The sequence below is a fragment of the Geodermatophilus sp. SYSU D01186 genome (assembly GCF_054050215.1).
Genome location: NZ_JBJGYW010000041.1, coordinates 1 through 21,862, shown reverse-complemented (window position 1 = coordinate 21,862; position 21,862 = coordinate 1). Strand labels below are relative to the sequence as shown.

Genomic DNA, 21,862 nt, shown 5'->3' with positions numbered 1-21,862 from the left:
CGGGAGGTCCAACGCGGGGGCCCCGGGACGTGATGGGGAACCAGGGGGCTACCTGTGCGCGAGGACGAGTACGGGCTGGGCATCGACATCGGCGACGGGACGATCTCGGCCGCGGTGTGCGCCGGGGACGCGACGGGGGAGGTGACGGCGCAGCCGCTGGCGCTCGGCGGTCGGGGGACCGCCCTGCCCGCCGACGTGGCGGTCGGCCCGGACGGCGAGGTGGGGCTCGAGCCGGTGCCCGACGGGGTCACCGTCCCCCACGTCATGGCCCGGGTGGGCACCCCGGAGCCGGTCTACGCCGGTGAGCGGGCGGTGTCCGCGGCCGCGCTCGCCGCGGGGGCCGTCCAGCGGGTGCGCGAGGCCGCCGCCCGGCAGGAGGGCCGGCCGGACGCGTGGACGGTCGTCGCCGTCCCGCCGTCCTGGGGCCGGCACCGCCGCGCCGTGTTCGCCCGGGCCCTGGAGGCCGCCGGCGTCCCGCGCTTCTCCCTCGTCTCCAGCGCCGTCGCCGCCGTGCACCACCACGTGGTGGCCGGCGACCTGGCGCCCGAGCCGACCGTCGCCGTCTACGACCTGGGCGCGAGCACGCTGGACACCGCCGTCGTCGGCCCCACGGCCGACGAGCCCCTGGGGCACCGGAGCCTGCCCCCGGAGCCCCGGGCCTGGGGCGGGCGCGACGCGGACGACGCGGTCGTCGCGCACGTGCTCGGCTCCGGGGGGACGCCGGCCGGGGCGGCCGGGGCGGCGGCGCTCCGTGCGGCCTGCACCGCGGCCAAGGAGGCGCTGTCCGCGCGGACCACCGTGGACGTGGCCGTGGACGGTCCGGACGGACCGGTCCGGCTCACCCGGGAGGAGCTCGACGAGGTCCTCGCCGGCCCGGTGCGGGAGTCGGTGACCGCGGTGGAGGAGGCGGTGGCGGCTGCCGGCCTCCAGCCGGCCGACCTCGACGCCGTGGTCCTGGCCGGCGGCGCGGTGCGGGTGCCGCTGGTCGCCGAGGTGCTCTCCGGTGAGCTGGGCCGGCCGCTGGTGGTCGCCCCGGAGCCGGCGCTCACCGCGGCGCTCGGCGCCGCCGCCCTGGCTGCCGACGCGCTCGTCGCCGAGCAGCTGATGGCCGCCGTCCCGGCCGTGCCGGTCGCCTCCTCGGAGGACGTCCCGGCTCCCGTGGCGGACCGCCGTCCCCCGGCCGCGCAGGGCCCGTCGTCCCGCCGGCCCGGCGGGACGACGCGGCCACAGCGGAGCTCGCGGGTGCGGCGCGGCGCGGTGGTCGGCGGCGCCCTGCTCGGGCTGCTGGTGGTGCCCCCGGCGCTGGCCGGCGTCCTGGGCTCCGACCCCGCTCCCACCCGGACCGCCGCGGAGGACGACGACAGCGGCGGGCAGGTGATCGCCACCGGCACCGCTGAGGTCGACAGCCCCCCGTCCACCGACACGGCCGCCCAGCCCGCGACGGCGGCCGCTCCCGGGAGCCGCGGCGGGGCCTCGGACGGCGGCACCGCCGGGACCCTCGACAGCACCCGGCCCCGGACCAGCCTGGCCGCGGCGATCACCACCGCGGCGCGGAGCAGCGCGGCGGGGACCCCCGACACCCCCTCCCCCACGCCGTCCCGCCCCGGGCCCAGCGCCCCCGGCGGTCCGGCGGGGCCGGTGACCCCGGCCGGCACGGTGGCCCCGGGCCCGGCGGCGCCCGGCACCTCGACGCCGCAGCCCCCCGGCCCGACGTCGGAGCCGACGACCGAGCCCGACCCCACCACCGAGCCTGAGCCGACGACCGAGCCGGAACCCACCACGGACCCCGGTCCCGTCACCGACCCCGGGCCGACGACCGACCCCGAGCCCGAGCCCACGACGGAGCCGGAGCCCGACCCCCAGCCGGAGCCGACGGCCCCCGCACCGGACCCGACCCCGCCGCCGGCTCCCGAGCCGGCGCCCGAACCCGTCATCGAGCTCGGCACGGACCTGCTGTGACCGCCGAGACCGGCGCGACGGGCACCCTGCCCGCCGCGAGCGCTCCCGTGCACGCGATCGCCGCGGCGAGCCCGGCCGTGGTGACCGTGCAGGGCCCCGGCGGCACGGGGAAGACGCACCTGCTCAACGAGCTCGCCACCGAGTGGCGGCGGTCGGGGGTCGTGGTGCTCGACGGCGTCCCCACGGATGCCGCCGTGCTGCCGGCGGAGTTCGCCGTCGTCGTCGACGACGCCCACCGGCTGTCCGGGCCGGCCGCGGCCGGGCTCGTCGCGCTGGTGGGCGTGCCCGGCGCGCGCATCGCGCTGGCCCACCGGCCGTGGCCCCGCCCGGCACCGCTCACCGCCCTGCTCCCCGAGCTCGGCGGGGACCGTCGCACCGTCGTCCTCGGCCACGCCGACCGCGCCACGGTGCGGGGGTGGGCGCGCGAGCAGCTCGGCGAGGCCGCCGGCCCGGACCTGGTGGACGCCGTCCACGCCCGGACCGGCGGGTTGCCCTCCCTGGTGCACCCGCTGCTGCGCGCGCTGGCCCGCCACGGCGGCGCGAGCGGCCGGCTGCTGGGTCCGGCCGTCCCGGAGGAGGTCGCCGACCGGATCCGCGCCCAGCTGGCGACCGTCGGCGAGGAGACCCGGGCGCTGCTGCACGCCGTCGCCGCCGGCGCCCCGCTGGACGACGACGTGCTGGGCGGACTGCTCGACGTGCTGCCCGGCCACGCGGCGGAGCTGGTCACCGCCGCCCGCGCCAGCGGCCTGCTGCTGCCCCGCGGCGCGGTCGTGCCGCTCGTGGCCCAGCTGCTGCTGGAGGCGACCCCGCCCGACGTCACCCGCCGCACCCGCCGGCAGCTCCTCGCGCTGCTGGTCGAGCGCGGCGAGGAGCCCCTGGACCTCGCCCGCCGGCTGGCCGCCGAACGGGTGCGCGACCCGGAGGCCGCCCGCCTGCTGGAGCGGCACGGGGAGGCGGCGCTGGCCGCCGACCCGGCGCTGGCCGGCGAGCTGCTCGGGGCGGCCGCGCGCACCGGCGCGCCGGTGGCCGGGCTGGCCGCGCGGCGGGCGCAGGCGGCCGCGCTGGCCGGGGACCTCGACGGCGCCCTCCAGTGGGCCGACACCGCGCTGGCCGACCCGGCGGCGCCGGACCGGGCCCGCGCCGCCGGCGTGACCGCGGCCGTGCTCGCCCAGCGCGGGCTGCTGACCCGCGCGGCCGCGCTGTGCCGGCTGGCCGGGCCGGAGCGGGCGGGCTCGGCGGCGCTGGCCCTGCTCGCCACCGGGGAGCCGGAGGAGGCGGCCGCCGTCCTGGACGGCGCGCGGGCGGCCGGGGGGCTGCCGACCGTGCTGTCGGTGAGCGAGGAGCTGACCGCGCAGGGCGTGCTGCAGTCGCTGCGCACCGGCGCGAACGCCGCCGACGACATCGCCGCGGCGCTGTCCACGCTCACCCGCGCGGCCGCTCTGCTGGAGCCGGTGGGCCGCACGGCGCTGCTGGTCGACACCCCGGCGGCGCTGGCCGCGCTGGTCGCCCTGCACAGCGGGGAGCTGGGGGTGGCCGAGTCGGTGCTGCAGCGGGCCGTGGACGCCGACCTCGGCGGCGCGCCGTGCCGGCCGCGGCACCTGCTGCTGCTGGCGTGGATCGCGATGCTGGCCGGCCGGATGACCCGCGCCCGCGAGTACATGGCCGCCGCGCAGGCCTCGGCGCACGTGCAGCCGGCGCGGATGGGCGGGGGGCAGGCCTCGGCGCACGTGGACGCGGCGCCGTCGGGTGGGGACGGGGAGGGGCCGGCGGCGCTCGAGCCGCGCGACGACGTCTTCCTGCAGGCCCTGGAGGTGGGGCTGGCCCGGCGCAGCAGCGACGTGCCGGCGCTGGTGCGGGCCTGGGTGAGGGCGCGGGAGGCGGTGGTCCGCCACCCGGTGGACCTGTTCACGCTGCTGCCGCTGGGCGAGCTGGTGGTGGCCGCCGCCCGGCTGCAGGACGGCGACCGGCTGCGGCCGCACCTGGCGGAGGCGCAGGCCCTGCTGGCGCGGCTGGGCAACCCGCAGCTGTGGGCCACCTCGCTGCACTGGAGCGGCGCGCAGGCGGCGATCCTCACCGACGACCCGGACGGGCTGCGGCCGCACGCGGCGGCGCTGGTGGCCGCCGCGCGGACCAGCCCCTACGCGGCGACCCTGGCCCGGGCGGGGCGGTCCTGGATGCGGGTGCTCACCGGCGACGTCGACGCCGGCAGCGTGGTGACCGCGGCCGAGGAGCTCACCGCGGTCGGGCTGGGCTGGGACGGTTCCCGGCTGGCCGGCCAGGCCGCGGCCCGGACGGTGGACCAGAAGGCCCGCTCGGTGCTGCTGGGCTGCGCCCGGTCACTCGCCGACAGCGCCGGGTGCGAGGCCGCGCCCGCGGTGCCCGCGCCGCGGGCGGCGGGCGAGCCCGTCCCCGTGCCGGCGCCGGCACCGACCGCGCCCGGAGGGGTGCTCAGCGAGCGGGAGCGGGAGGTGGCGCGGCTGGTCGTGGCGGGGCAGACCTACCGGGAGATCGGCGGCCGGCTCTACATCTCGGCCAAGACGGTGGAGCACCACGTGTCACGGATGCGGCAGCGGCTGGGGGCCAGCAACCGGTCGGACCTGCTGGCCCGGCTCCGGGCCGAGCTCGACGACGGCGCGTAGGTCGGCCCCCAGCAGGGTCCCGCGGCGCGCCTGCGAGGCGCGGGGCGTAGAGGCCTTCGTCAGCGGGACAGGACGACGCAGGCCGGGCAGACGTCGCGGGCCGTCGCGGGCCAGGGCTGCTCGACCACGACGCGGGCCAGCGACCCGCACAGCGTCAGCTCGCACGCGCCGTCCAGCTCGGCGGTGGGGCGGTGCAGCTCGACCGCGTGCCAGAGGGCGGCGGTGGGGCCGTGGGCCCGGCTGCGGGCGGCGACGACGGTGGGGGCGAGGATCTGGGCGCTCATACCCGGGAGGTCGGCAAGCCGGCGGACCCGGGACACGGCCCCGCGTCGCCGTGTCCCCCCGAGGGGTGAGACGGAGCGCCCGATCGCCGCCCGGCCACCCGCCGGGCAGGATGTGGCGACATGGAGCTGACCAAGCACGGCCACGCCTGCGTCGTCCTCAGCGAGGACGGCCGGCGGCTGGTCATCGACCCGGGGGCGTTCACCGACCCGACGGCCCTCGACGGGGCCAGTGCGGTCCTGGTGACCCACGAGCACGTCGACCACTTCGCCCCCGACGTCCTGCGGGCGGCGATGGACGCCGACCCCGGGCTGGAGGTCTGGACGAACCGGTCGGTGGCCGGTCAGCTCGAGGGCCTCGGCACCCGCGTGCACGTCGTGGGCGACGGGGACGCGGTGACGGTGGCCGGCTTCGACGTGACCGTGCACGGGGAGCTGCACGCGGTGATCCACCCCGACCTCCCGCGGATCCCCAACGTCGGGTTCCTCGTCGGGGGCCAGGTGTTCCACCCCGGTGATGCGCTGACGGTGCCGGAGGAGCCGGTCTCGACCCTGCTGCTGCCGGTCCACGCGCCGTGGTCGAAGGTCTCGGAGGTCATCGACTACGTGCGGGCGGTGGACGCCGACCAGGCGTTCGCCGTGCACGACGGGCTGCTCAACGACACCGGTCTGGGTGTCGTGGGCGGGATGCTCGGTGAGCGGGGACCGGGCACGCCCACCCCCTACAGCCGGCTCGCCCCCGGGGACTCGGTCGACCTCTGACGGTCGCCCGAGCCCCCGGGGCGGGGCTCACCGGACGGCGCGGTTGCGGCCGCCGGACACGCCCTCGGCGACACCGACGAGGATCACCGCGGCCACGACGGCGAGGATGAAGCCCAGCACGTTCAGCTCGAAGATGTCGCCGGTGCCGATCAGGCTGGCGATGAAGCCACCGATCAGCGCGCCCACGACACCGAGCAGCATCGTGGCCAGGATGCTCATGCGCTGCTTGCCGGGCTTGATGAGGCGCGCCAGCGCGCCGATGATCAGGCCGACGACGATGAGCCCGAGGATGTCCCAGATCATGGTGCTCTCCCTTGCGCTCGCGGGCCTGCTCCAGGCGGCAGGCCCATTCGGCGAGGTGGGTACCCCAAGATCACTGCGGCACACCTGCCGGTCACCCGATCGTGGCCCTCGCTCAGTCCCGGGACAACAGGTCGACGTGTGCGGGTAGCTTGTCCAGCTCGCCGTCGACGGTGCGCTGCACCATCTGCCGCACACTGCCCCGCACCAGCCGCTGGGCGAGCCGGTTGCCGCGCCTGGCCTCGTGACTGACGGTGATCGTCACGCGGGTGGCGCCCGCCCCGGCGTCGGCGAGCTCGATGCGGGTGGTCCAGGTCTCGGGCGTGAGCTCCAGCCGGGTGCCCACGGCGCGCTTCGGCTCCCAGTCCACGATCTCGCCCCGGGGCGCGCCGGGTGGCGGCTGCGCGCCGTCGGCCAGCCGGCCGGGCACGCAGACGAACGTCGTCCCGCGGCCCGGGGACCCGGAGCCGTCCACGACGTAGGAGACGTCGCACACGGCGCAGTAGGGCGCGAGGACGGCGAGCGCCCGCCACACCCGGCCCCGGTCGTAGGGCACCTCGCGGGTGCCGCTGGCGGTGACCGGCTGCGGCATGGGACCTCCGGGGACGTGGGTCGGCGACGGCCGGAGGGCACCCGGTCGTCGGCCCGACGTTAGTCGGGGCCGGCGCGCCGCCCCCCGACGGCGAGGTCGGTCAGGACGCTGCGCGCCGCGGCCCACCGGTCGGCGCCCACCTCGGCGGCCCAACCGCTCTCGACGTCGGCCAGCGTCGCCCGCAGGGCCGCGGTGACCTCACGGCCCCGCGGGCTCAGGCGGACCAGCCGGGCCCGCCGGTCGGCGGGGTCGGGCACCACCTCGACGTAGCCGCCGGCCTCCAGGGGCGCCAGCGCCTGGGCCAGCGCCTGCTTGGTGAGCCCGCTCTCCTCGGTCAGCCGGCTGAGCCGCTCCCCCTCCTCGGGCAGGAACGACAGCAACCGGTAGTGCCGCGCCCGCAGCCCCGGGAAGCGCGCCGCGCTGAGCGCGTAGAGCCGGTCGCGCAGCCGCATCATGGCCTGCTCCAGCAGCGTGAAGACCAGCGGCTCCGGCCGGCCGTTGACAGCAGTGGACAAGCTGCTTCACCATCTCCGCGTCAGACAAGGTGCTTGACCATCGTCGCACGAGGTCCGCCATGACGACCCTCCCCGCCATGTACCGCTGGTCCCTCCTCCTCCCGCGGCCGCGGCACCCGTGGCACCCGCCGGCACCGGACCCGGCGGCACAGCGCCCGCCGGCACCGCGCCCGTCGTTCCCGCGCCCGTCGACCCCGTGCCCGGCCCGGTGACCGGCCTGCCCGGCGGCCTCGCCGTCGACACGCTGCGCGACGCCCTGCGCCGCTGGACCGGCCGCCCCGGGCTGGCCGTCGACGCGGTCGCCTGCGCGCCGATCGCGCACCGCATCTCCGCCCCCACGACCCGCGCGCTGACCCGGGTCCTGGTGGCGGCGTCCGACGGCGGCGAGCGCCTCGAGCTGCGGCTGGTCACCAAGGAGCTGCAGGCGGCGCGGTACGGCCTGCCCCCGCAGATGCCCGACGACGCCCGCGCCCACCTCGACGCCTTCATCCCCTGGCGCCTGGAGGCCGACGTCCTGACCTCCGACCTGGCCACGCTCGTACCGCCGGGCCTGCGCCTGCCCGACGTGGTCGCGGTCCACGAGCAGGACGGCGACCGGCTCACGCTGTGGCTGGAGGACGCCGACCCGCTCGACACCCCGTGGACCGCGGCCGACACCACCCGCGCCGCCACCGCCCTGGGCCGGCTGGCCGCCCGCCGGGTCGGCACGGCCACCGCCCCCCTCCCGGGCGGTGACTTCCTCACCGGCTACCGGGACGAGCAGCTGGGCGCGTGGGCGGTCCCCTGGCTGCTGGACGACGCCACCTGGGCGCACCCGCTGTTCCGGCTGCCGGAGGTGGCGGCACTGCGGTCGGAGATCTGCGCGCTGGCCCGCCGGGTGGTCGACGTCCACGCCCGGCTGGCGCCGCTGCCGCTGCTGCCGGCCCACGGCGACGCCACGCCGATGAACCTGCTGCGGCCGCGGTCCCGGCCCGGCGAGTTCGTGCTCGTCGACTGGGGGATGACCGGCCCGGCGCCCGCCGGGTACGACCTGCTGCCGCTGGTGTTCGGGCGCGCGGAGTCGGGGGTCGGGCCGCCCGACGAGGTGCCCGCGCTGCTCGACCGCGCCGTCCCGGCCTACTGCCAGGGCCTGGGCGACGAGGGGGTCGAGGTCCCGCTGGCCGACCTGGCGGCCGGCGTGCTCACCGCGGCACTGCTGCGCTACCCGTGCACGACGATGCCGCTGACGCTGACCATGGAGCCGGTGACCGACGCCGTCGTGGAGCGGGCCCGGGAGCGGGCCGCCTTCGTGCGGATGGTCCTCGACCTGCAGCCGTCGGCGTGACCCCCGACCTCAGCGCCCGCCGACGGAGACCTCGAACTCGACCTGGCTGACGTCGGGCCGCAGTCGCGAGTAGCTGTGCACCTGCGGGTGGCCGGCGCTGTCCCGCACCGTCGTCCGGACGACGAGCAGCGGCGAGCCGGCGATCACGCCCAGCACCTCGGCCTCGTCGGGCGCCGCGGTGCCGACGTCGACCACGATCCGGGCGTGCGCGAGGTCGGCGGAGTACTCCCGCCGCAGGAAGTCGTAGAGCGACCCCTCGCTGAAGTCCTCCTCGGCGGCTCGCGGGTAGGCCGAGGCCGCCATGAAGCTGTGCGCGACGTGGTTGGGCGTGCCGTCGACGCTGCGCAGCCGGACCAGCTCGATCACGTCGGCCGCCGGCTCCAGGCCCAGCTCGGTGGCGATCGGAGGCTGCACGGGCACGATCCGCTGGGTGAGCACGGTCGTGCCGACCTGGGCGCCCTGCTCGGTCATCACGGAGTTGAACCCGGCGATCCGGTGCACGAAGCTCTCGCGGTACTCGTGGCGGATCGGCGGGCGGGTGACGTAGGTGCCCCGCCCCTGCTCGCGCACCAGGTGCCCGTCGGCCACGAGCCCGTCGACGGCCCGTCGCAGGGTGATCCGGCTGACCCCGTACTCGGCGCAGAGCAACGGCTCCGGGGGCAGCAGGGTGTGCTCGGGGAGCGCGGACACCCGGCGGCGCAGGTGCTCGCGGACCGCGAGGTACTTCGGCCCCGTCACGGCGCTGGTCACGCCGCAAAGGTACTGGACGAGTAGACGTCTGGTCGTCTGAGACGTCTGTCTCAGTCGGACGGGGGTGCGAGCAGCGCGGCCAGCCGCGCGGGGTCGGCACCGTCGACCTCCACCACCTTGGTGCGGCTGGTGGCGCCGCTCACCAGACCCACCTGCCGGCGGCGGACGCCCAGCGCCGCGGCCACCGCAGCCAGCGCCGCCTCGGTGGCCGCGCCGTCGACCGGCCGGGCGGCCACGCGGACGACGAGCGCGCCGTCGTGGCTGCCGCCGACCGCCGTCCGGCCGGCGGCGGGCCGTACCCGGATCGACACACGCACGCACCCAGTGTCACCGCCACGGAGGTTGAGAGCGAAACCACGGGGGTACGTGCGCATCCCGCACTCGGGTGGCCGGAGGATGGTCGCTTGTGACCGAGCCGCAGGACCCTCGCGCCCGCCGCCGCCAGGCCACCCACCGGCGCATCTACTCCACGGCCATGCGGTTGTTCGCCGAACACGGCTACGACGCGGTGACGGTCGGCGCCATCGCGACGGCCGCGCAGGTGTCGGTGCCCACGTTCTACGACCACTTCCCCAGCAAGGAGCACATCGTCCTGCCGATGCCGGCTCCCCACGAGATCGAGCAGGTGCTCGCCGCCCAGGGCCAGGCGCTGCCGCTGGCCGAGCGGATCCGGCAGGGGATCCTCGGCTGGCTGAGCAGCATCCAGGGCCCGGACCGCGACGAGATGCTCGAGCGCTGGCGGATCGTCGTCACCACCCCGGGCCTGCGCACCCGCGCGGCGACGTTCGAGCGGGCCACCGCGGAGATGGTGCTGGACGTCATCGAGCCCGGCGACCGCTCCGTCGTCCCGGGCATCGTGGTCACCGCCAGCCTGTCGGCCTACACCCAGATCCTGGTCCGCTGGGCCGAGGGCGAGGGCAAGGTGCCGCTGGAGGACGTCGCCGAGCAGGTGCTGGCCGCGCTCCGCGAGCTCTGACCTACGGCGCCTTCAGCTCGATCACGGAGATCTCGGGCCGGGCGCCGATCCGCATGGGCGGGCCCCAGAACCCCACCCCCGGCGTGACGTAGAGCTGGGTGTCACCCACCCGCGACCGGCCCTGCACGGCCGGCTGGTCGAGGCGGATCGCGGCGTCGAAGGGCCACAGCTGGCCGCCGTGGGTGTGCCCGGACAGCTGCAGGTCCACCCCCGCGGCCCGGGCCTGCTCCACCATGACCGGCTGGTGGGCGAGCAGGACCACCGGCGTGCCGTCGTCCCGCCCGTCGAGCGCGGCGTCCAGGTCGGCGCGGTGGCCGGGCAGCCCCGAGCGGTCCGCCGTCCGGTCGTCGATGCCGGCCAGGTCGAAAGAGGCGCCGCCGTGGCCGATCGCGACCCGCTCGTTGCGCAGCACCTGCACGCCCAGCGTGGGCAGGTGCCGCAGCCAGGCGGAGGTGTCGACGAAGTACTCGTGGTTACCGGTCACGAAGTAGACGCCCTGGTCGCTCACCAGGTCGGCCAGCGGGGCGACGTCCTCCCGCAGGTCCTCCACCTCGCCGTCGACGAGGTCGCCGACGATCGCCACGACGTCCGGCCGCTGGGCGTTGACCATCTCCACCACCCGCTCGAAACGGCGGCCGCCGTAGGTCGTGGAGAGGTGGCCGTCGGAGAAGGTGACGATCCGCAGGCCGTCGAGGGCCGCGTCCAGCCCGGCCAGCGTCACCGGCACCCGCCGGACGACGGGCGCCGTGTTGGCCAGGTAGGCGCCGGTGCCGGCGGTGCCGAGGGCGACCGCGCCCGCGGTCAGCGCCAGCCCGCGGGCGATGAACAGTCGCCGCGACGGGTCGATGACACTGCGCTCCTCCCGGACCACGCCGGGCCCGGCGGCGTCCTGCTCGGTGCCGTCCGGGTCAGGGGCGGCGCCGCTCGGCAGCACCGCCACCGGCGCCTCGACGACCTCCGCCCGCCGGCTCCGCGCCCACGGGCGCAGGAGCAGGCGCACCGGCTCGAGCACGAGCAGCGTCACGAACGTGTAGAACACCACGCCCAGCCACGAGAAGCCGACCCAGTCGGCGACCACCGCGCCGGCGTCGTCCCCGCGGAGCAGGACGGCGAGCAGGGGCAGGACGCCGAGCAGCAGCAGGACGAGCGTGAGGAGGCGACGGAGCCGGCCCGGCCGCGTGGTGCTGCGCACCAGCCGCCACCACAGGTACCCGTGCAGGATCAGCAGGGCCAGCAGCACGACCGTGCCGAAGCCGAGCAGGCCGAGGATGGACAGTGCGGACCTCGCTCATCCGTGGGTGGGTGGGACCCCCATCCTGCGGGGAACCGTCAGCCGGCCTTGGATGCCGCGCGGACCGCCCCCGCCAGCGACGGCTCGATCGCCCAGAACCGGTCCGCGGCGCGGGCCGCGCGGGCCTCCTCCAGACCGTGCAGCCGGCCGAGGGTCCAGGCGTTCTCCCCTGCCGCGAAGGCGGCCAGCCCGAGGCGGCGGCAGTACGCGCGGGTGACGACGGTGTCCTGCACGGCGCCGAGCGCCTCCTGCACCTCCTTCAGGCTGGTGACGAGGTCCTCCGCCGGCGTCCCCACCACCCCCGCGGCGACCTCCGCGGTGTAGCGCAGCCGCTTGGCGGCCTTGCGGACGGCGTGCAGGGCGTGCTCCCGCTCCGAGCCCTCGAGCTCCTGCGCCGCCGCCACCGTCCGCCGCAGCCGCTTGCCGGTGCGCCGCACCGCGTCGGCCGCCACCCGCGCCGCGGGGTCGGACGCCGCCGGGGTCAGCGGCCGGTCGAGCTGCAGCTCCTCCAGCGCGTCGAGCAGCCGCAGGTAGCGGCGGTCGGACAGGGCCCGGGTGACCTTCTGGGAGCCGGCCTCGTGCTCGGAGACGACCGTCTGCTGGAGGCGGGCGGCGACCGGGCCCAGCACCAGCTCGACCGGCTGGTCGGCGACCAGCGCGCGCAGGTGGGCCAGCGCCACCTCGCCGTCGCGCGCGGCGGACAGCTGCTCGCCCACCCACCGCAGCTCCTCGCGCAGCGGGTCGGTGCGCACGCGGTCCAGCACGGGGCGGAACGCTGCCAGGATGCTGCGCAGCCGGCGGCAGGCCACCCGGAAGTCGTGGACGCCCTCCTCCTGATCGGTGCGGACGGCCAGGTCCGCCTCCCGCAGCGCGGCCAGCTGGGCGGCGACCGCGGCGAGGACGACGTCGCCGGCCTCGGGGGCCTTCCCGGACGCGGCCGCCGCCACCGCCTCCGCGGACTTCCGCGACTTCCCCGTCTTCGCCTTGCCGGCCTTCTTCGACTTCTTCGCCTTGCCGCCCTCCGGGGATCCCTCGGCGGCCGGCTCGTCGGTCGGGGCGGGCGCGGCGGGGGCAGGTGCGGGTGCGGCGGCGGGCAGGCGGCCGTCGAGCACCCGGCCGACCTTCGAGGGCAGCGCCGACACCCGTGCACCGGCGGCGACGAGCCGGTCGGTGACGGCGTCGAGCAGGGCCGCGTCCCCGTCGACGAGCTCGACCTCCACCTCCCGCCAGCTGGTGACGGTCGCCGCCTCGCCGGGGTCGGTGGCCAGCGCGGTGCCGAGGACGACGTCGTCGGCCACCTCGGCCAGCACCCGGCCCTCGCCGTCGAGCAGGTGGTGCACGACGCGGCGGGTGCGCAGGGTGGCCACCGGAGCGGGGGTCGCCGTCCCGAGCTGGCCGAGGACCGGCGCCAGGACCGCCTTGGGCACCGTGCGGGAGGCACGGCCCAGCGGCTGGTGCAGCTCCCGGCGGGCGCCGGCCCCCGCGGGCAGCTTCACGTGCCAGCCGGCGTCGGGGCCGCCGGTGCGGCGGCGCAGCGTCACCCGGGAACGGAGCAGGCGCAGGTCGACGGTGTCGTAGTAGGTCGCCTCGAGCTCGTGGCTCTCCGGCTCGCCCACCGAGACGACGTCACCGACACCGGTCAGGTCGGGCAGGGCGAAGGACTCCGCTGCCTCGAACTTGCGCTCGATCTCCAGGTGCTCGGTGGTCACCTGGTCACGGTATGCCAGGTCGTGCCTGGTCAGTACGGCGTCCGGCGTCCTGCGCCGCCCCGCCGTCCGATGTTCACCGGGCGCCCTGGCTGGGCACGCTGACCCGCGGGGAGCGCCCAGTGCCGGGCCTCCTGACGAGGGGAGCCGGCCCATGTTGAGCGAGCGAGAACTGTCCGCGGCCATCGGCAGCACCGCCTACGGTCCCGACGGGCAGAAGATCGGCACCGTCGAGCACTTCTTCACCGACGACCGGACCGGTGCGCCCACCTGGGTTGCCGTCTCGACCGGTCTGTTCGGCACCCGGCACTCCGTCGTCCCGGCCGAGGAGGCCACGTTCACCGACGGGGCCCTGCAGCTGCCGGTCACGCGGGACGCCGTCCGCAGCGCTCCCCAGGTCTCCGACGAGCACCTCGACCCGGACGCCGAGGCACTGCTGCGCCGGCACTACGCGGGGAGCGCCGCCGAGGGGCGGACCACGGCCGGCGACACGACGGCGACCGACCGGGCGGCGACCGACGCGACGGACGGTCGGGACGCGGGGTGGGACGCCGGCGGCCGGGACGGCTTGGCCGCACGGGACGCCGGCGCCGCCGCCGGAGCCGCGCGCGACGAACGGACCGTGCGGGCCGAGGCGGTGCAGCCCCCCGCCGCGGCGCCCGCCGGGGGCACCCCGGGCACCGGAGCCGGCGCCGCAGCCGCTCCGGCCGCCGCCGGCGCCGTTCCCGCTCCTCCCCCCGCGCACGACGCCGGCGGCACGATGACCCGCACCGAGGAGCAGCTGCGGGTCGGCACCGAGCGGGTCGCCACCACCCGCGCCCGCCTGGTGAAGTACGTCGTCACCGAGCAGGTGACGATCACCGTGCCGATCCGGCGCGAGGAGATCCGGGTGGAGCACGTGCCCGTCGACTCCCCCGACCCGGTGCCCGGGGAGTCCCTGTCACCGGACGCTGACCGGGCGGCCCCCACGGCGGCGGCGACCGACGGCTCCCCGGGGCTGCCCGACGAGATCGTGCTGCACGCCGAGCGGCCCGTCGTCTCGGTCGAGGTGGTGCCCGTCGAGCGGGTGCGGCTGCGCACCGACGTCGTGACCGGCCAGGAGCAGGTCACCGAGCAGGTGCAGCGCGAGCAGATCGTCCTCGACGAGGACCGCATCCGCTGAGCACCGGAGGCTGGGGCGCAGGTCCCCTGCACCCCAGCCTCCGCTCAGGAGCGGCGGTCGGGGAGGAAGCGGAGCTGCTCGCGGGTGGCGGCCACCTCGGCGGGGTCGACGTCGGCCAGCACGACCGTCTCGGCCCCGGCGGCCGTGGCCAGCAGCTCCCCCATCGGGCTGACCACCATGCTGTCGCCGGCGTGCTCGGTGCCGTCGCCGGCGACGCCCACCCGGTTGCAGCCCACCACGTAGGCCTGGTTCTCGATCGCCCGCGCCCGCAGCAGGGTCTGCCAGTGGTGCCGGCGGCGGGCCGGCCAGTTCGCCGTCACCAGGTAGACGTCGGTGTCCAGGGCGGCGGTCCAGAAGACGTCGGCGAAGCGCAGGTCGTAGCAGATGAACGGGGTTACCCGCAGGCCGCCGATCTCCACCGTCAGCGGCTTCTCGCCGGCACGGAAGCGCTCGTGCTCGCCCCCGTGGGTGAACGGGTGCAGCTTGCGGTAGCGGTGCACCGTGCCGTCGGGCCCGGCGATCACCAGCGAGTTGTAGGGCAGCGCCGCGGCTCCCCCGCCCACACCGCCCACGTCCGGCGCGACCTCCGGGCAGCTGCCGGCCACCCACACCCCGTGCCGCCCGGCCTGCTCGGCGAGCCACTGCGACGACGGGCCCCCCTCCGGCTCGCCGATGCCCGGCGTCATGGTGAAGCCGGTCGAGAACGTCTCGCTGAGCAGAACGAACTCCGCGCCCGCGCCGACCGCGCGGGCCACCTGCGGGGCCAGCCGCGCGAAGTTCGCCGTCCGGTCCTCCCAGACGATGTCGTGCTGTACCGCTGCGATCCTCACGCCCTCATCCTCCCCAGCCGCTCCACCGCCTCGCCGAGCACGGCGTCGCCCTTGCAGAAGGCGAAGCGCACGAGGTGGCGGCCCAGGTGCGCGTGCGCCGGGTCGTAGAAGACCACGGTCGGGATGGCGACGACACCCGCCCGCTCCGGGAGCGCCCGGCAGAAGGCCACGCCGTCCCCGTCGGGCTGCACCGGCCGGACGTCGACCGTCGCGAAGTACGTCGCCTCCGGGCTGACCACCGGCAGCCCGGCCTCGGCCAGGCCCTGCACCAGCACGTCGCGGCGGTACTCGAGGTCGGTGGCGATGCCGTCGAAGTACTCGTCGGGAAGTCCCAGCCCGGCCGCGACCGCCGGCTGGAACGGACCGGCGTTGACGTAGGTGAGGAACTGCTTGGCGGTCCGGACGGCGGACACCAGCGGCGCCGGCGCGCAGATCCAGCCGACCTTCCAGCCGGTGACGTTGAACGTCTTGCCGGCACTGCTGACCACGAGGGTGCGCTCGCGCATGCCGGGGAAGGTCGCCAGCGAGGCGTGCTGGTTGCCGGAGAACACCAGGTGCTCGTAGACCTCGTCGGTGAGCACCAGCAGTTCGTGTTCCATCGCCAGCGCCGCCAGCGTGCCGAGCTCCGCGCGGGTGAAGACCTTGCCGGTCGGGTTGTGCGGGGTGTTGAGCAGCAGCAGCCGCGCCCGCGGGGTGACCGCGGCGCGCAGCTCGGCGGCGTCGAAGGTCCAGGCCCCGGTGCCGGACGCCGGGGGCCGCAGCGGCACCGGCCGCGCCACGCCCCCGGCCATCGCGATCCCCGCGGCGTAGCAGTCGTACATCGGCTCGAACAGCACGACCTCGTCGCCGGGCTCCAGCAGGGCCAGCAGGGCGGCCGACAGCGCCTCGGTCGCCCCCGCCGTCACCAGCACCTCGTCGGCCGGGTCGTAGGCGTGCCCGCCGAAGCGCTCCACGTGGTCGGCGATCGCCGCCCGCAGCTCGGGGATGCCCGGCCCGGGCGGGTACTGGTCGTGCGGAGTGCCGATGGCGGCCCGGGCGACGTCGAGCACCTCCGGCGGGCCCGGGTAGTCGGGGAAGCCCTGCCCCAGGTTGATCGCACCCGTGGCGACGGCGAGCGCACTCATCTCGGCGAAGACCGTCGTCCCGAAGCCCTGCAGCCGGGCCGACAGGTACGGCACGCGCGTCATGCGGCACAGCGTTCCACGTGGAACTCAGCCGATGCGCACGTCCTCCATGCCCTCGACCTGCACCACGTCACCGCGGCGGACCTGGCGGCCGCGGCGCTCCTCGGGCTCCCCGTTGACGCGCACCACGCCGGTGAGCAGGACGTCCTTCACCTGGGCGCCGGTCGGGACGGCGTCCACCAGCTTGAGCAGCTGCCCCAGGCGGATCGACTCCTCGCCCGGACGCAGTTCCACGGTGCGCACGGACCTCATGGTCGCAGCTCGTCGCCCACGGCCACGGCCCCCGGCCGCGCCACCAGCGCCCCGATCGCCAGCGTGCCGCCGCGCTCGCGGTGCACGGTCTTGAGCACGCCGGTGTCCCGGCCGATCCCGCCCGGCTGCGGCCGGGTGACCATCACGCAGCGCGGGATCCGGTCGACGACGTCCAGCTCGGCCCCGCCGAGCCGCACCCGCCGGCCGACCAGCGCGTCCTCGCCCGCGCCGTCCAGCAGGACGTTCGCGCGGAACCGCCGCCGGTCCCAGGTGCCGAGCGTGCCGGTGGACACCAGCGAGACGCGGGCCCGGGAGCTGTCGTGGAAGGCCCCGCGGGCGCCGGTGAAGGCGTCCCAGCCGTCCTCGTCGTCGTCCACGACCTCGAACGGGTTCTCGTACTGCCGGTCGCCGGACGCGTCCGCCGCGGCCCGCAGCGTCACCGCGCGGCCCAGCCACCTCGACAGGACGGCGTCCTCGGCGGTGACCGTGCCGTCGGGCAGCACCACCTCCACCCGCCCGTCGGGACGCACCCGGGCCGCGGCGAACAGCAGGTCGGGAACCCGGCGCGCGGTCAGCCCGAGGCCGCTGTCGACGTCGAACAGCGCCCACTGCCGGTCGCCGGCCAGCCCCTCCGGGCCGACGTCGGCGCCGGCCAGCCGCTCCCCCTGCAGCGACTTCACCGGGTACCGCCACAGCTCCGCGACGCGCACGTCAGGCCTCCCAGCGCAGGGTCCAGGTGCCGGCCCAGTCCGCGCCCGGCTCCAGGACGACGAGGTCGACGCCGTCGGCCAGGGCGTTGGGCGGGCACGTCATCGGCTCCACGGCGACGCTGCGCCGCCGCTGCCCCTCGGGCAGCGTGTCGCCGGTGTAGACCTGCAGCCACGGCCAGGAGCGGTCGACGGCGAGCTCCAGCGTGCCGGCCGGCCCGGTCAGCCGGACCCGCGCCCAGCCGTCGGCGTCCCGCTCCAGGTCGGTGAGCGGGGTGTCGATCGCACGGTCGCCGATCCGGCCCACCGCCCCCTCGAAGGCCGTCCGCCCGCCGGTGGGCAGGCCGTCGTCGGTGACCAGCGCCGTCCGGGCCGGCACGGTGAGGTCCGCGTCGGCGATCCCGCCGTCCTCGGTGGCGCCGACCGCGAGGTAGGGGTGCATGCCGACGCCGAGGGGCGCCGGCTCGGCGGAGGCGTTGTGCGCCCGGACCGTGACCGTCAGGCCGTCGGCCCGCACCGAGTAGTCGACGGCGACGGCGAGCCGGAACGGGTAGCCCGGCCGCGGCTCCAGCACGGTGCCCACGGTGACGGCGTCGGGGAGGCGGGACAGCACCGCGAACGGCTGCCACGACAGCAGCCCGTGTACGGCGTTCGGCTTCTCCCGCGCCGAGACGTCGAGCTGCAGCTCCCGCCCGGCCCAGTTCCAGCGGCCCTCGCGCAGCCGGTTCGGCCAGGGCAGCAGCAGCCCGCCCCGCCGTCCGGAGGGCACCGTGCCGGCCGGGTAGCCGTCGAGGACCTCGCGGCCGCCGACGGTCAGCGCGCGCAGCCCCCCGCCGCGCAGGTCGACCACCAGCCGCGCGGCGCCCGCCTCGACCTCCACCTCGGCCGGGGCGATCGCCGGCCACGTCTGACTCATGGGGCCACCCCACCACATCCGCACCCCGAGCGAGGACGCGCGACCCCGGCCAGGGTCAGACCAGGACGCGCTCGTAGAACAGTGAGCCGGCCGCGTCGACGGCGTCCACGTAGGCGCCGAACGCCGCGATCGGCCGGTAGCCGGCCCCCTCGTACAGCGCGACCGCCTCCGGCTGGCGGGGCCCGGTCTCCAGCCGCAGCGTCGTCCAGCCCCGCTCCCGCGCCTCGGCCTCCAGCCCGGCGAGCACCGCCTTGGACAGCCCCCGCCCGCGCGCGGCGGGGACGACGTACATCCGCTTCACCTCGGCGACGCCGTCCCCCAGCGCGCGCAGCGCCCCGCAGGCCACGGGCGCGCCGTCGGCGTCCCGGGCGAGCAGCACCACGCTGACGTCGGCGGCGGACGGCGGCGTCCCGGGCTCACCGGCGCCGTCGTACCGCGCCCGGAGCTCGCCCTGCTGGGCGGCGGCCAGCCGCTGCACGTCCTCGTCGTCCCACGCCGCCGCCCCGATCCGCACACCCGTGATCCTCACAGGCTGATGCCGTGCAGCAGCAGGGCGGCCAGCTCCCGGTAGGCCGCGGCGTCGTCCAGCCCGGTCGCGCGGGCGGTGTCGCCGCGGCCGATGCGGAAGACCAGGGTGGAGACGGTGTCGGCGACCAGCGCCGGGTGCACCTCGCGGAACCGGCCCCGGGCGACGCCCTCGGCGATCAGCTCCCGCACCCGCTCCGCCGCCCGCGCGGTGTTCTGCTCGCAGACCGCCCGGCCGGGGGCGAAGCCGTCCAGGTCGCGGTAGAAGGCGGGGCCGGCCGGGGCCAGGGCGCGGGCCACGGCGGTGAGGTAGGCGGTGACCCGCAGGGCGGGGTCCTCCTCGGTCGCCGTCCCGGCCTCGACCGCGGCCGTGGCCTTGCGGAAGAAGTGCCGGATCACCCGGGAGGCCAGCTGCTCCTTGCTCCCGGCCAGCGCGTAGAGGGTGCTCTTGGAGCAGTGCAGCCGGAGCGCGAGGTCCTCGAGGGTGAACCCCGCGAAGCCCTCCGCGAGGAACAGCTCCTCGAGCTGGTCGAGCAGCTCGGCCTGCCGGCGGGTCAGCCGGCCGGACGGCGCGCCCGCGGTCTCCGCCGCCATGACACCTCCCGGCCAGCCAGCATCCACCTGGACGGGAAACAGTACTGTCGTACCAACCTCAGTACTGTTCTGACGAGGAGACGCCGTGCCGGTCGAGCGTGAACTGCCCACCGAGGAGGCCGCCGACCTCCTCGCCCTCACCCGCGAGATCGCCGACGCCGAGCTGGCGCCCGAGGCGGCGCGGTACGAGCGCGAGGAGCGGTTCCCGCGCCGGGTGTTCCGGCTGCTCGGCGACGCCGGCCTGCTCGGACTGCCGTTCGGGGAGGACGTCGGCGGCGGCGGGCAGCCCTACGAGGTCTACCTCCAGGTGGTGGAGGAACTCGCCGCACGCTGGGCCAGCGTCGCCCTCGGCGTCAGCGTGCACACCCTCTCCTGCTTCCCGATCGACCGCTTCGGCACCGAGACCCAGCGCCGCGACCTGCTGCCGGAGATGGTCGGCGGGGAGCTGCTCGGCGCCTACTGCCTGTCCGAGGCGCACGCCGGGTCCGACCCCGGCGCCATGCGGGCCGCCGCCACCACCACCGAGGACGGGTGGGTGGCCCGCGGGGAGAAGGCCTGGGTCACCCACGGCGGGCACGCGGACTTCTACTCGACCTTCCTCCGGACGCCGGACGACGGGGACCGCGGCATCTCCTGCTTCCACCTCACCCCCGACCTCGCCGGGTTCTCCGCCGCCCGGCCCGAGGAGAAGATGGGCCTGACCGGGTCGACGACGGCCGCGATCCGGTTGGACGACGTCCCGATCCCGGCCGACCGGCTGGTCGGTGAGCGCGGGCGGGGCCTGGGCATCGCCCTCGCCGCGCTCGACTCCGGTCGCCTGGGCGTCAGCGCGGTGGCGGTCGGGCTGGCCCAGTCCGCCCTCGACGTCGCCGTCGGCTACGCCCTCGAGCGCGAGGCCTTCGGCCGGCGGATCGTCGACCACCAGGGCGTGGCGTTCCTCCTGGCCGACATGGCCGCCGCCGTCGAGTCGGCCCGCGCCACCTACCTGGTCGCGGCCCGGCGGAAGGACGCCGGCAAGCCCTACGCCCGCCAGGCCAGCATCGCCAAGCTGGTCGCCACCGACGCGGCCATGAAGGTCACCACCGACGCCGTGCAGGTGCTCGGGGGTGCCGGGTACACCCGCGACTTCCCCGTGGAGCGCTACATGCGCGAGGCGAAGGTCATGCAGATCTTCGAGGGCACCAACCAGATCCAGCGCATGGTCATCGGCCGGCACCTGGCCGCGGAGGCGGCGCCGCCGGCCGGCTGACGCGCGCACCCCTCCCCGGCGAGATCGGCGATCTCGTACGGCCGGCCCCCTCCTACCGTGCGAGATCGGCGATCTCGCGTCCGCGGCGCCCCGATCGTCGGTGACCGGGTGCACCATCCCGCGCATGGCCTCGTTCGCGGACGTGGAAGCAGCCGAACCGGAGTTCGCCGCACGGGTGCGCGCGGTCTTCGACGCGCACCGGCACAAGGTCCTCGCCACGCTGCGGTCCGACGGCGCGCCGCGGGTGAGCGGCATCGAGATGCAATTCGTCCTGGGCGAGCCGTGGCTGGCCGGCATGCCGCAGTCGGTGAAGTTCGCCGACCTGCGCCGCGACCCGCGCTTCGCCCTGCACAGCGGCAGCGACGAGCCGGACACCTTCACCGCCGACGCGAAGCTGTCCGGCCGGGCGACCGAGGTGACCGACGCCGGCGAGTGGGACCGGTACGCCGCCGCGGCCGGGGTGCCCGACGGCCTGGGCGCCTTCGACCTGTTCCGCGTCGACCTCGAGCAGGTGGTGCTCACCGCACTCAACGACGAGAAGACGGCGCTGGTCATCTCCTCGTGGCGGCCCGGCCGCGGGCTCACCCGCACCGAGCGGACCTGACGCGTTCCACGTGGAACGGGTGACGGACGTCAGTGGACCCGGCGTGGGGCCGCGGACGAGACTGGAGCCCCGAGAACAGGAAGGCCCCTGATGCCCGACCCGAACCTGCGTGCCGCCGACGCCGACCGCGCGGCTGTCGCCGCCCAGCTGGGCGAGCACATGGCCGCCGGCCGGCTCCGGGTGGACGAGTACGACGACCGGCTGGCCCGCGCGTACGCCGCCCGCACCTACGGCGAGCTGGCCGAGCTCACGGCCGACCTGCCGGCGCCGGTCGCGCGCCGCACCGAGCCGGCCGCGGCCGCCCGCGGCGGGCACGGCATCAGCCACGCCGGCTCGTGGGGCGGCTGGTCCGGCGGGCCGTCGAAGGCCGCGGCCTGGCGCAACTGGCTGGCGACCGCCGTCATCGTGCTCACCGTCTGGCTGGCCACCTCGATCGGCTCCGGCGAGCTGCTCTACCCGTGGCCGATCTGGGTCATCGGCCCGTGGGGTGCGGTCCTGCTCGCGCAGACGATCACCAGCAACCGCCGGGACGACGGGGACGACCGCCGCCGCCTCACCTGAGCACCGCCCGCCAGGGCCGCGGCCCGACCGGCCGGTGGTCGTCGCCGGCGGCTAGGTGTAGTGCCCAGCACGGTTGCTGACGGCGACCCGGGTGATCGGGGGTTGTCCGCCGAGTGCGGTGTGGCTGCGGTGATGGTTGTAGGTGTGCAGCCAGTCGGGCAAGGCTGCGGCTCGCTCGGCTGA

At 76.8% G+C, this 21,862-nt stretch carries 25 protein-coding genes; 9 read left to right on the top strand and 16 right to left on the bottom strand.

Annotated elements, in window-relative coordinates:
* Nucleotides 1–54 precede the first annotated feature (54 nt).
* Nucleotides 55–1,959 (top strand): Hsp70 family protein, encoded by a 1,905-nt coding sequence (locus ACI784_RS22370; protein WP_457014965.1) that lies wholly within the window; start codon nucleotides 55–57, stop codon nucleotides 1,957–1,959.
* Complete coding sequence (locus ACI784_RS22365) at nucleotides 1,956–4,598, top strand: LuxR C-terminal-related transcriptional regulator (RefSeq protein ID WP_457014964.1); 2,643 nt, start codon at nucleotides 1,956–1,958, stop codon at nucleotides 4,596–4,598. Before ACI784_RS22370 ends, ACI784_RS22365 begins: the two co-directional genes overlap by 4 nt.
* A gap of 59 nt (nucleotides 4,599–4,657) precedes the next feature.
* Here ACI784_RS22365 and ACI784_RS22360 read toward each other — a convergent pair whose 3' ends face one another.
* A complete protein-coding gene (locus ACI784_RS22360) occupies nucleotides 4,658–4,882 on the bottom strand; it encodes a hypothetical protein (RefSeq protein WP_456925342.1) in 225 nt (74 codons plus the stop codon).
* Nucleotides 4,883–5,002: 120 nt separating this feature from the next.
* Here ACI784_RS22360 and ACI784_RS22355 point away from each other — a divergent pair, with 120 nt between their 5' ends.
* Entirely contained in the window at nucleotides 5,003–5,641 is a 639-nt protein-coding gene (locus ACI784_RS22355; RefSeq protein WP_457014963.1) for an MBL fold metallo-hydrolase, read from the top strand.
* 27 nt (nucleotides 5,642–5,668) lie between these two features.
* Here the strand turns inward: ACI784_RS22355 and ACI784_RS22350 are convergent, their stop codons facing one another.
* From ACI784_RS22350 to ACI784_RS22340, 3 genes are all read right to left on the bottom strand, one after another.
* Nucleotides 5,669–5,944 carry a GlsB/YeaQ/YmgE family stress response membrane protein gene (locus ACI784_RS22350; protein WP_456925344.1) on the bottom strand — a complete coding sequence of 92 codons (276 nt, stop codon included), beginning with the start codon at nucleotides 5,942–5,944 and terminating at the stop codon, nucleotides 5,669–5,671.
* A gap of 112 nt (nucleotides 5,945–6,056) precedes the next feature.
* On the bottom strand, nucleotides 6,057–6,533 hold the full coding sequence (locus ACI784_RS22345) for an SRPBCC family protein (RefSeq protein ID WP_456925345.1): 477 nt from the start codon (nucleotides 6,531–6,533) through the stop codon (nucleotides 6,057–6,059).
* Nucleotides 6,534–6,592: 59 nt separating this feature from the next.
* Nucleotides 6,593–7,048, bottom strand: a complete 456-nt coding sequence (locus ACI784_RS22340) for a MarR family winged helix-turn-helix transcriptional regulator (RefSeq protein ID WP_456925346.1) — start codon at nucleotides 7,046–7,048, stop codon at nucleotides 6,593–6,595.
* Nucleotides 7,049–7,244: 196 nt separating this feature from the next.
* Here ACI784_RS22340 and ACI784_RS22335 point away from each other — a divergent pair, with 196 nt between their 5' ends.
* Nucleotides 7,245–8,372: a hypothetical protein gene (locus tag ACI784_RS22335; protein ID WP_456925347.1), complete on the top strand. Its 1,128-nt coding sequence runs from the start codon at nucleotides 7,245–7,247 to the stop codon at nucleotides 8,370–8,372.
* 9 nt (nucleotides 8,373–8,381) lie between these two features.
* On the opposite strand, the gene ACI784_RS22330 is transcribed toward ACI784_RS22335, so the two are convergent.
* Nucleotides 8,382–9,122: a GntR family transcriptional regulator gene (locus ACI784_RS22330; protein WP_457014962.1), complete on the bottom strand. Its 741-nt coding sequence runs from the start codon at nucleotides 9,120–9,122 to the stop codon at nucleotides 8,382–8,384.
* Between the two features lie 50 nt (nucleotides 9,123–9,172).
* Entirely contained in the window at nucleotides 9,173–9,439 is a 267-nt protein-coding gene (locus ACI784_RS22325; RefSeq protein WP_457014961.1) for a DUF167 domain-containing protein, read from the bottom strand.
* A gap of 89 nt (nucleotides 9,440–9,528) precedes the next feature.
* Between ACI784_RS22325 and ACI784_RS22320 the strand changes: the two genes are divergently transcribed.
* Nucleotides 9,529–10,098: a TetR/AcrR family transcriptional regulator gene (locus ACI784_RS22320; protein ID WP_456925350.1), complete on the top strand. Its 570-nt coding sequence runs from the start codon at nucleotides 9,529–9,531 to the stop codon at nucleotides 10,096–10,098.
* Nucleotide 10,099: 1 nt separating this feature from the next.
* Here the strand turns inward: ACI784_RS22320 and ACI784_RS22315 are convergent, their stop codons facing one another.
* Together ACI784_RS22315 and ACI784_RS22310 are read right to left on the bottom strand one after the other, a co-directional pair.
* Entirely contained in the window at nucleotides 10,100–11,338 is a 1,239-nt protein-coding gene (locus ACI784_RS22315) for a metallophosphoesterase (RefSeq protein WP_457014960.1), read from the bottom strand.
* 89 nt (nucleotides 11,339–11,427) lie between these two features.
* Nucleotides 11,428–13,098, bottom strand: a complete 1,671-nt coding sequence (locus ACI784_RS22310) for a CYTH and CHAD domain-containing protein (protein WP_457014958.1) — start codon at nucleotides 13,096–13,098, stop codon at nucleotides 11,428–11,430.
* Between the two features lie 151 nt (nucleotides 13,099–13,249).
* On the opposite strand from ACI784_RS22310, the gene ACI784_RS22305 reads away from it, so the two are divergent.
* Nucleotides 13,250–14,257: a PRC and DUF2382 domain-containing protein gene (locus ACI784_RS22305; protein ID WP_457014957.1), complete on the top strand. Its 1,008-nt coding sequence runs from the start codon at nucleotides 13,250–13,252 to the stop codon at nucleotides 14,255–14,257.
* Nucleotides 14,258–14,301: 44 nt separating this feature from the next.
* On the opposite strand, the gene ACI784_RS22300 is transcribed toward ACI784_RS22305, so the two are convergent.
* The 7 genes from ACI784_RS22300 to ACI784_RS22270 are packed head-to-tail and all read right to left on the bottom strand — an operon-like array spanning nucleotide 14,302 to nucleotide 19,265.
* Complete coding sequence (locus ACI784_RS22300; RefSeq protein ID WP_457014956.1) at nucleotides 14,302–15,087, bottom strand: carbon-nitrogen family hydrolase; 786 nt, start codon at nucleotides 15,085–15,087, stop codon at nucleotides 14,302–14,304.
* Nucleotides 15,084–16,274, bottom strand: a complete 1,191-nt coding sequence (locus ACI784_RS22295; RefSeq protein ID WP_457014955.1) for a pyridoxal phosphate-dependent aminotransferase — start codon at nucleotides 16,272–16,274, stop codon at nucleotides 15,084–15,086. The genes ACI784_RS22300 and ACI784_RS22295 overlap by 4 nt, the downstream gene beginning before the upstream one ends.
* A gap of 24 nt (nucleotides 16,275–16,298) precedes the next feature.
* Nucleotides 16,299–16,523, bottom strand: coding sequence for an RNA-binding S4 domain-containing protein (locus ACI784_RS22290; protein WP_456925356.1), 225 nt, complete (start codon nucleotides 16,521–16,523; stop codon nucleotides 16,299–16,301).
* Nucleotides 16,520–17,233, bottom strand: a complete 714-nt coding sequence (locus tag ACI784_RS22285; RefSeq protein ID WP_457014954.1) for an MOSC domain-containing protein — start codon at nucleotides 17,231–17,233, stop codon at nucleotides 16,520–16,522. Before ACI784_RS22285 ends, ACI784_RS22290 begins: the two co-directional genes overlap by 4 nt.
* A 1-nt stretch (nucleotide 17,234) precedes the next feature.
* Complete coding sequence (locus ACI784_RS22280; RefSeq protein WP_456925358.1) at nucleotides 17,235–18,146, bottom strand: aldose 1-epimerase family protein; 912 nt, start codon at nucleotides 18,144–18,146, stop codon at nucleotides 17,235–17,237.
* 55 nt (nucleotides 18,147–18,201) lie between these two features.
* Entirely contained in the window at nucleotides 18,202–18,660 is a 459-nt protein-coding gene (locus ACI784_RS22275) for a GNAT family N-acetyltransferase (protein WP_457014953.1), read from the bottom strand.
* Nucleotides 18,661–18,671: 11 nt separating this feature from the next.
* Nucleotides 18,672–19,265 (bottom strand): TetR/AcrR family transcriptional regulator, encoded by a 594-nt coding sequence (locus ACI784_RS22270; protein ID WP_457014952.1) that lies wholly within the window; start codon nucleotides 19,263–19,265, stop codon nucleotides 18,672–18,674.
* Between the two features lie 85 nt (nucleotides 19,266–19,350).
* Between ACI784_RS22270 and ACI784_RS22265 the strand changes: the two genes are divergently transcribed.
* The 3 genes from ACI784_RS22265 (at nucleotide 19,351) to ACI784_RS22255 (ending at nucleotide 21,679) form a co-directional block, all read left to right on the top strand.
* Complete coding sequence (locus ACI784_RS22265) at nucleotides 19,351–20,514, top strand: acyl-CoA dehydrogenase family protein (RefSeq protein ID WP_457014951.1); 1,164 nt, start codon at nucleotides 19,351–19,353, stop codon at nucleotides 20,512–20,514.
* 124 nt (nucleotides 20,515–20,638) lie between these two features.
* Nucleotides 20,639–21,118: a pyridoxamine 5'-phosphate oxidase family protein gene (locus tag ACI784_RS22260; RefSeq protein WP_456925362.1), complete on the top strand. Its 480-nt coding sequence runs from the start codon at nucleotides 20,639–20,641 to the stop codon at nucleotides 21,116–21,118.
* A gap of 90 nt (nucleotides 21,119–21,208) precedes the next feature.
* Nucleotides 21,209–21,679, top strand: coding sequence for a DUF1707 SHOCT-like domain-containing protein (locus ACI784_RS22255; RefSeq protein ID WP_456925363.1), 471 nt, complete (start codon nucleotides 21,209–21,211; stop codon nucleotides 21,677–21,679).
* A 51-nt stretch (nucleotides 21,680–21,730) separates the two neighbouring features.
* Here ACI784_RS22255 and ACI784_RS22250 read toward each other — a convergent pair.
* Nucleotides 21,731–21,862 (bottom strand): integrase core domain-containing protein (locus tag ACI784_RS22250; protein ID WP_456925838.1); only part of this gene is annotated, 132 nt, incomplete at its 5' end.

Bases quoted from the DNA above. Each gene is read 5' to 3' on its own strand.
- ACI784_RS22305 (WP_457014957.1), top strand. From the start codon at position 13,250: ATGTTGAGCGAGCGAGAACTGTCCGCGGCCATCGGCAGCACCGCCTAC.
- ACI784_RS22270 (WP_457014952.1), bottom strand. From the start codon at position 19,265: ATGGCGGCGGAGACCGCGGGCGCGCCGTCCGGCCGGCTGACCCGCCGG.
- ACI784_RS22280 (WP_456925358.1), bottom strand. From the start codon at position 18,146: ATGAGTCAGACGTGGCCGGCGATCGCCCCGGCCGAGGTGGAGGTCGAG.
- ACI784_RS22350 (WP_456925344.1), bottom strand. From the start codon at position 5,944: ATGATCTGGGACATCCTCGGGCTCATCGTCGTCGGCCTGATCATCGGC.
- ACI784_RS22355 (WP_457014963.1), top strand. From the start codon at position 5,003: ATGGAGCTGACCAAGCACGGCCACGCCTGCGTCGTCCTCAGCGAGGAC.
- ACI784_RS22290 (WP_456925356.1), bottom strand. From the start codon at position 16,523: ATGAGGTCCGTGCGCACCGTGGAACTGCGTCCGGGCGAGGAGTCGATC.
- ACI784_RS22255 (WP_456925363.1), top strand. From the start codon at position 21,209: ATGCCCGACCCGAACCTGCGTGCCGCCGACGCCGACCGCGCGGCTGTC.
- ACI784_RS22260 (WP_456925362.1), top strand. From the start codon at position 20,639: ATGGCCTCGTTCGCGGACGTGGAAGCAGCCGAACCGGAGTTCGCCGCA.
- ACI784_RS22345 (WP_456925345.1), bottom strand. From the start codon at position 6,533: ATGCCGCAGCCGGTCACCGCCAGCGGCACCCGCGAGGTGCCCTACGAC.
- ACI784_RS22360 (WP_456925342.1), bottom strand. From the start codon at position 4,882: ATGAGCGCCCAGATCCTCGCCCCCACCGTCGTCGCCGCCCGCAGCCGG.
- ACI784_RS22295 (WP_457014955.1), bottom strand. From the start codon at position 16,274: ATGACGCGCGTGCCGTACCTGTCGGCCCGGCTGCAGGGCTTCGGGACG.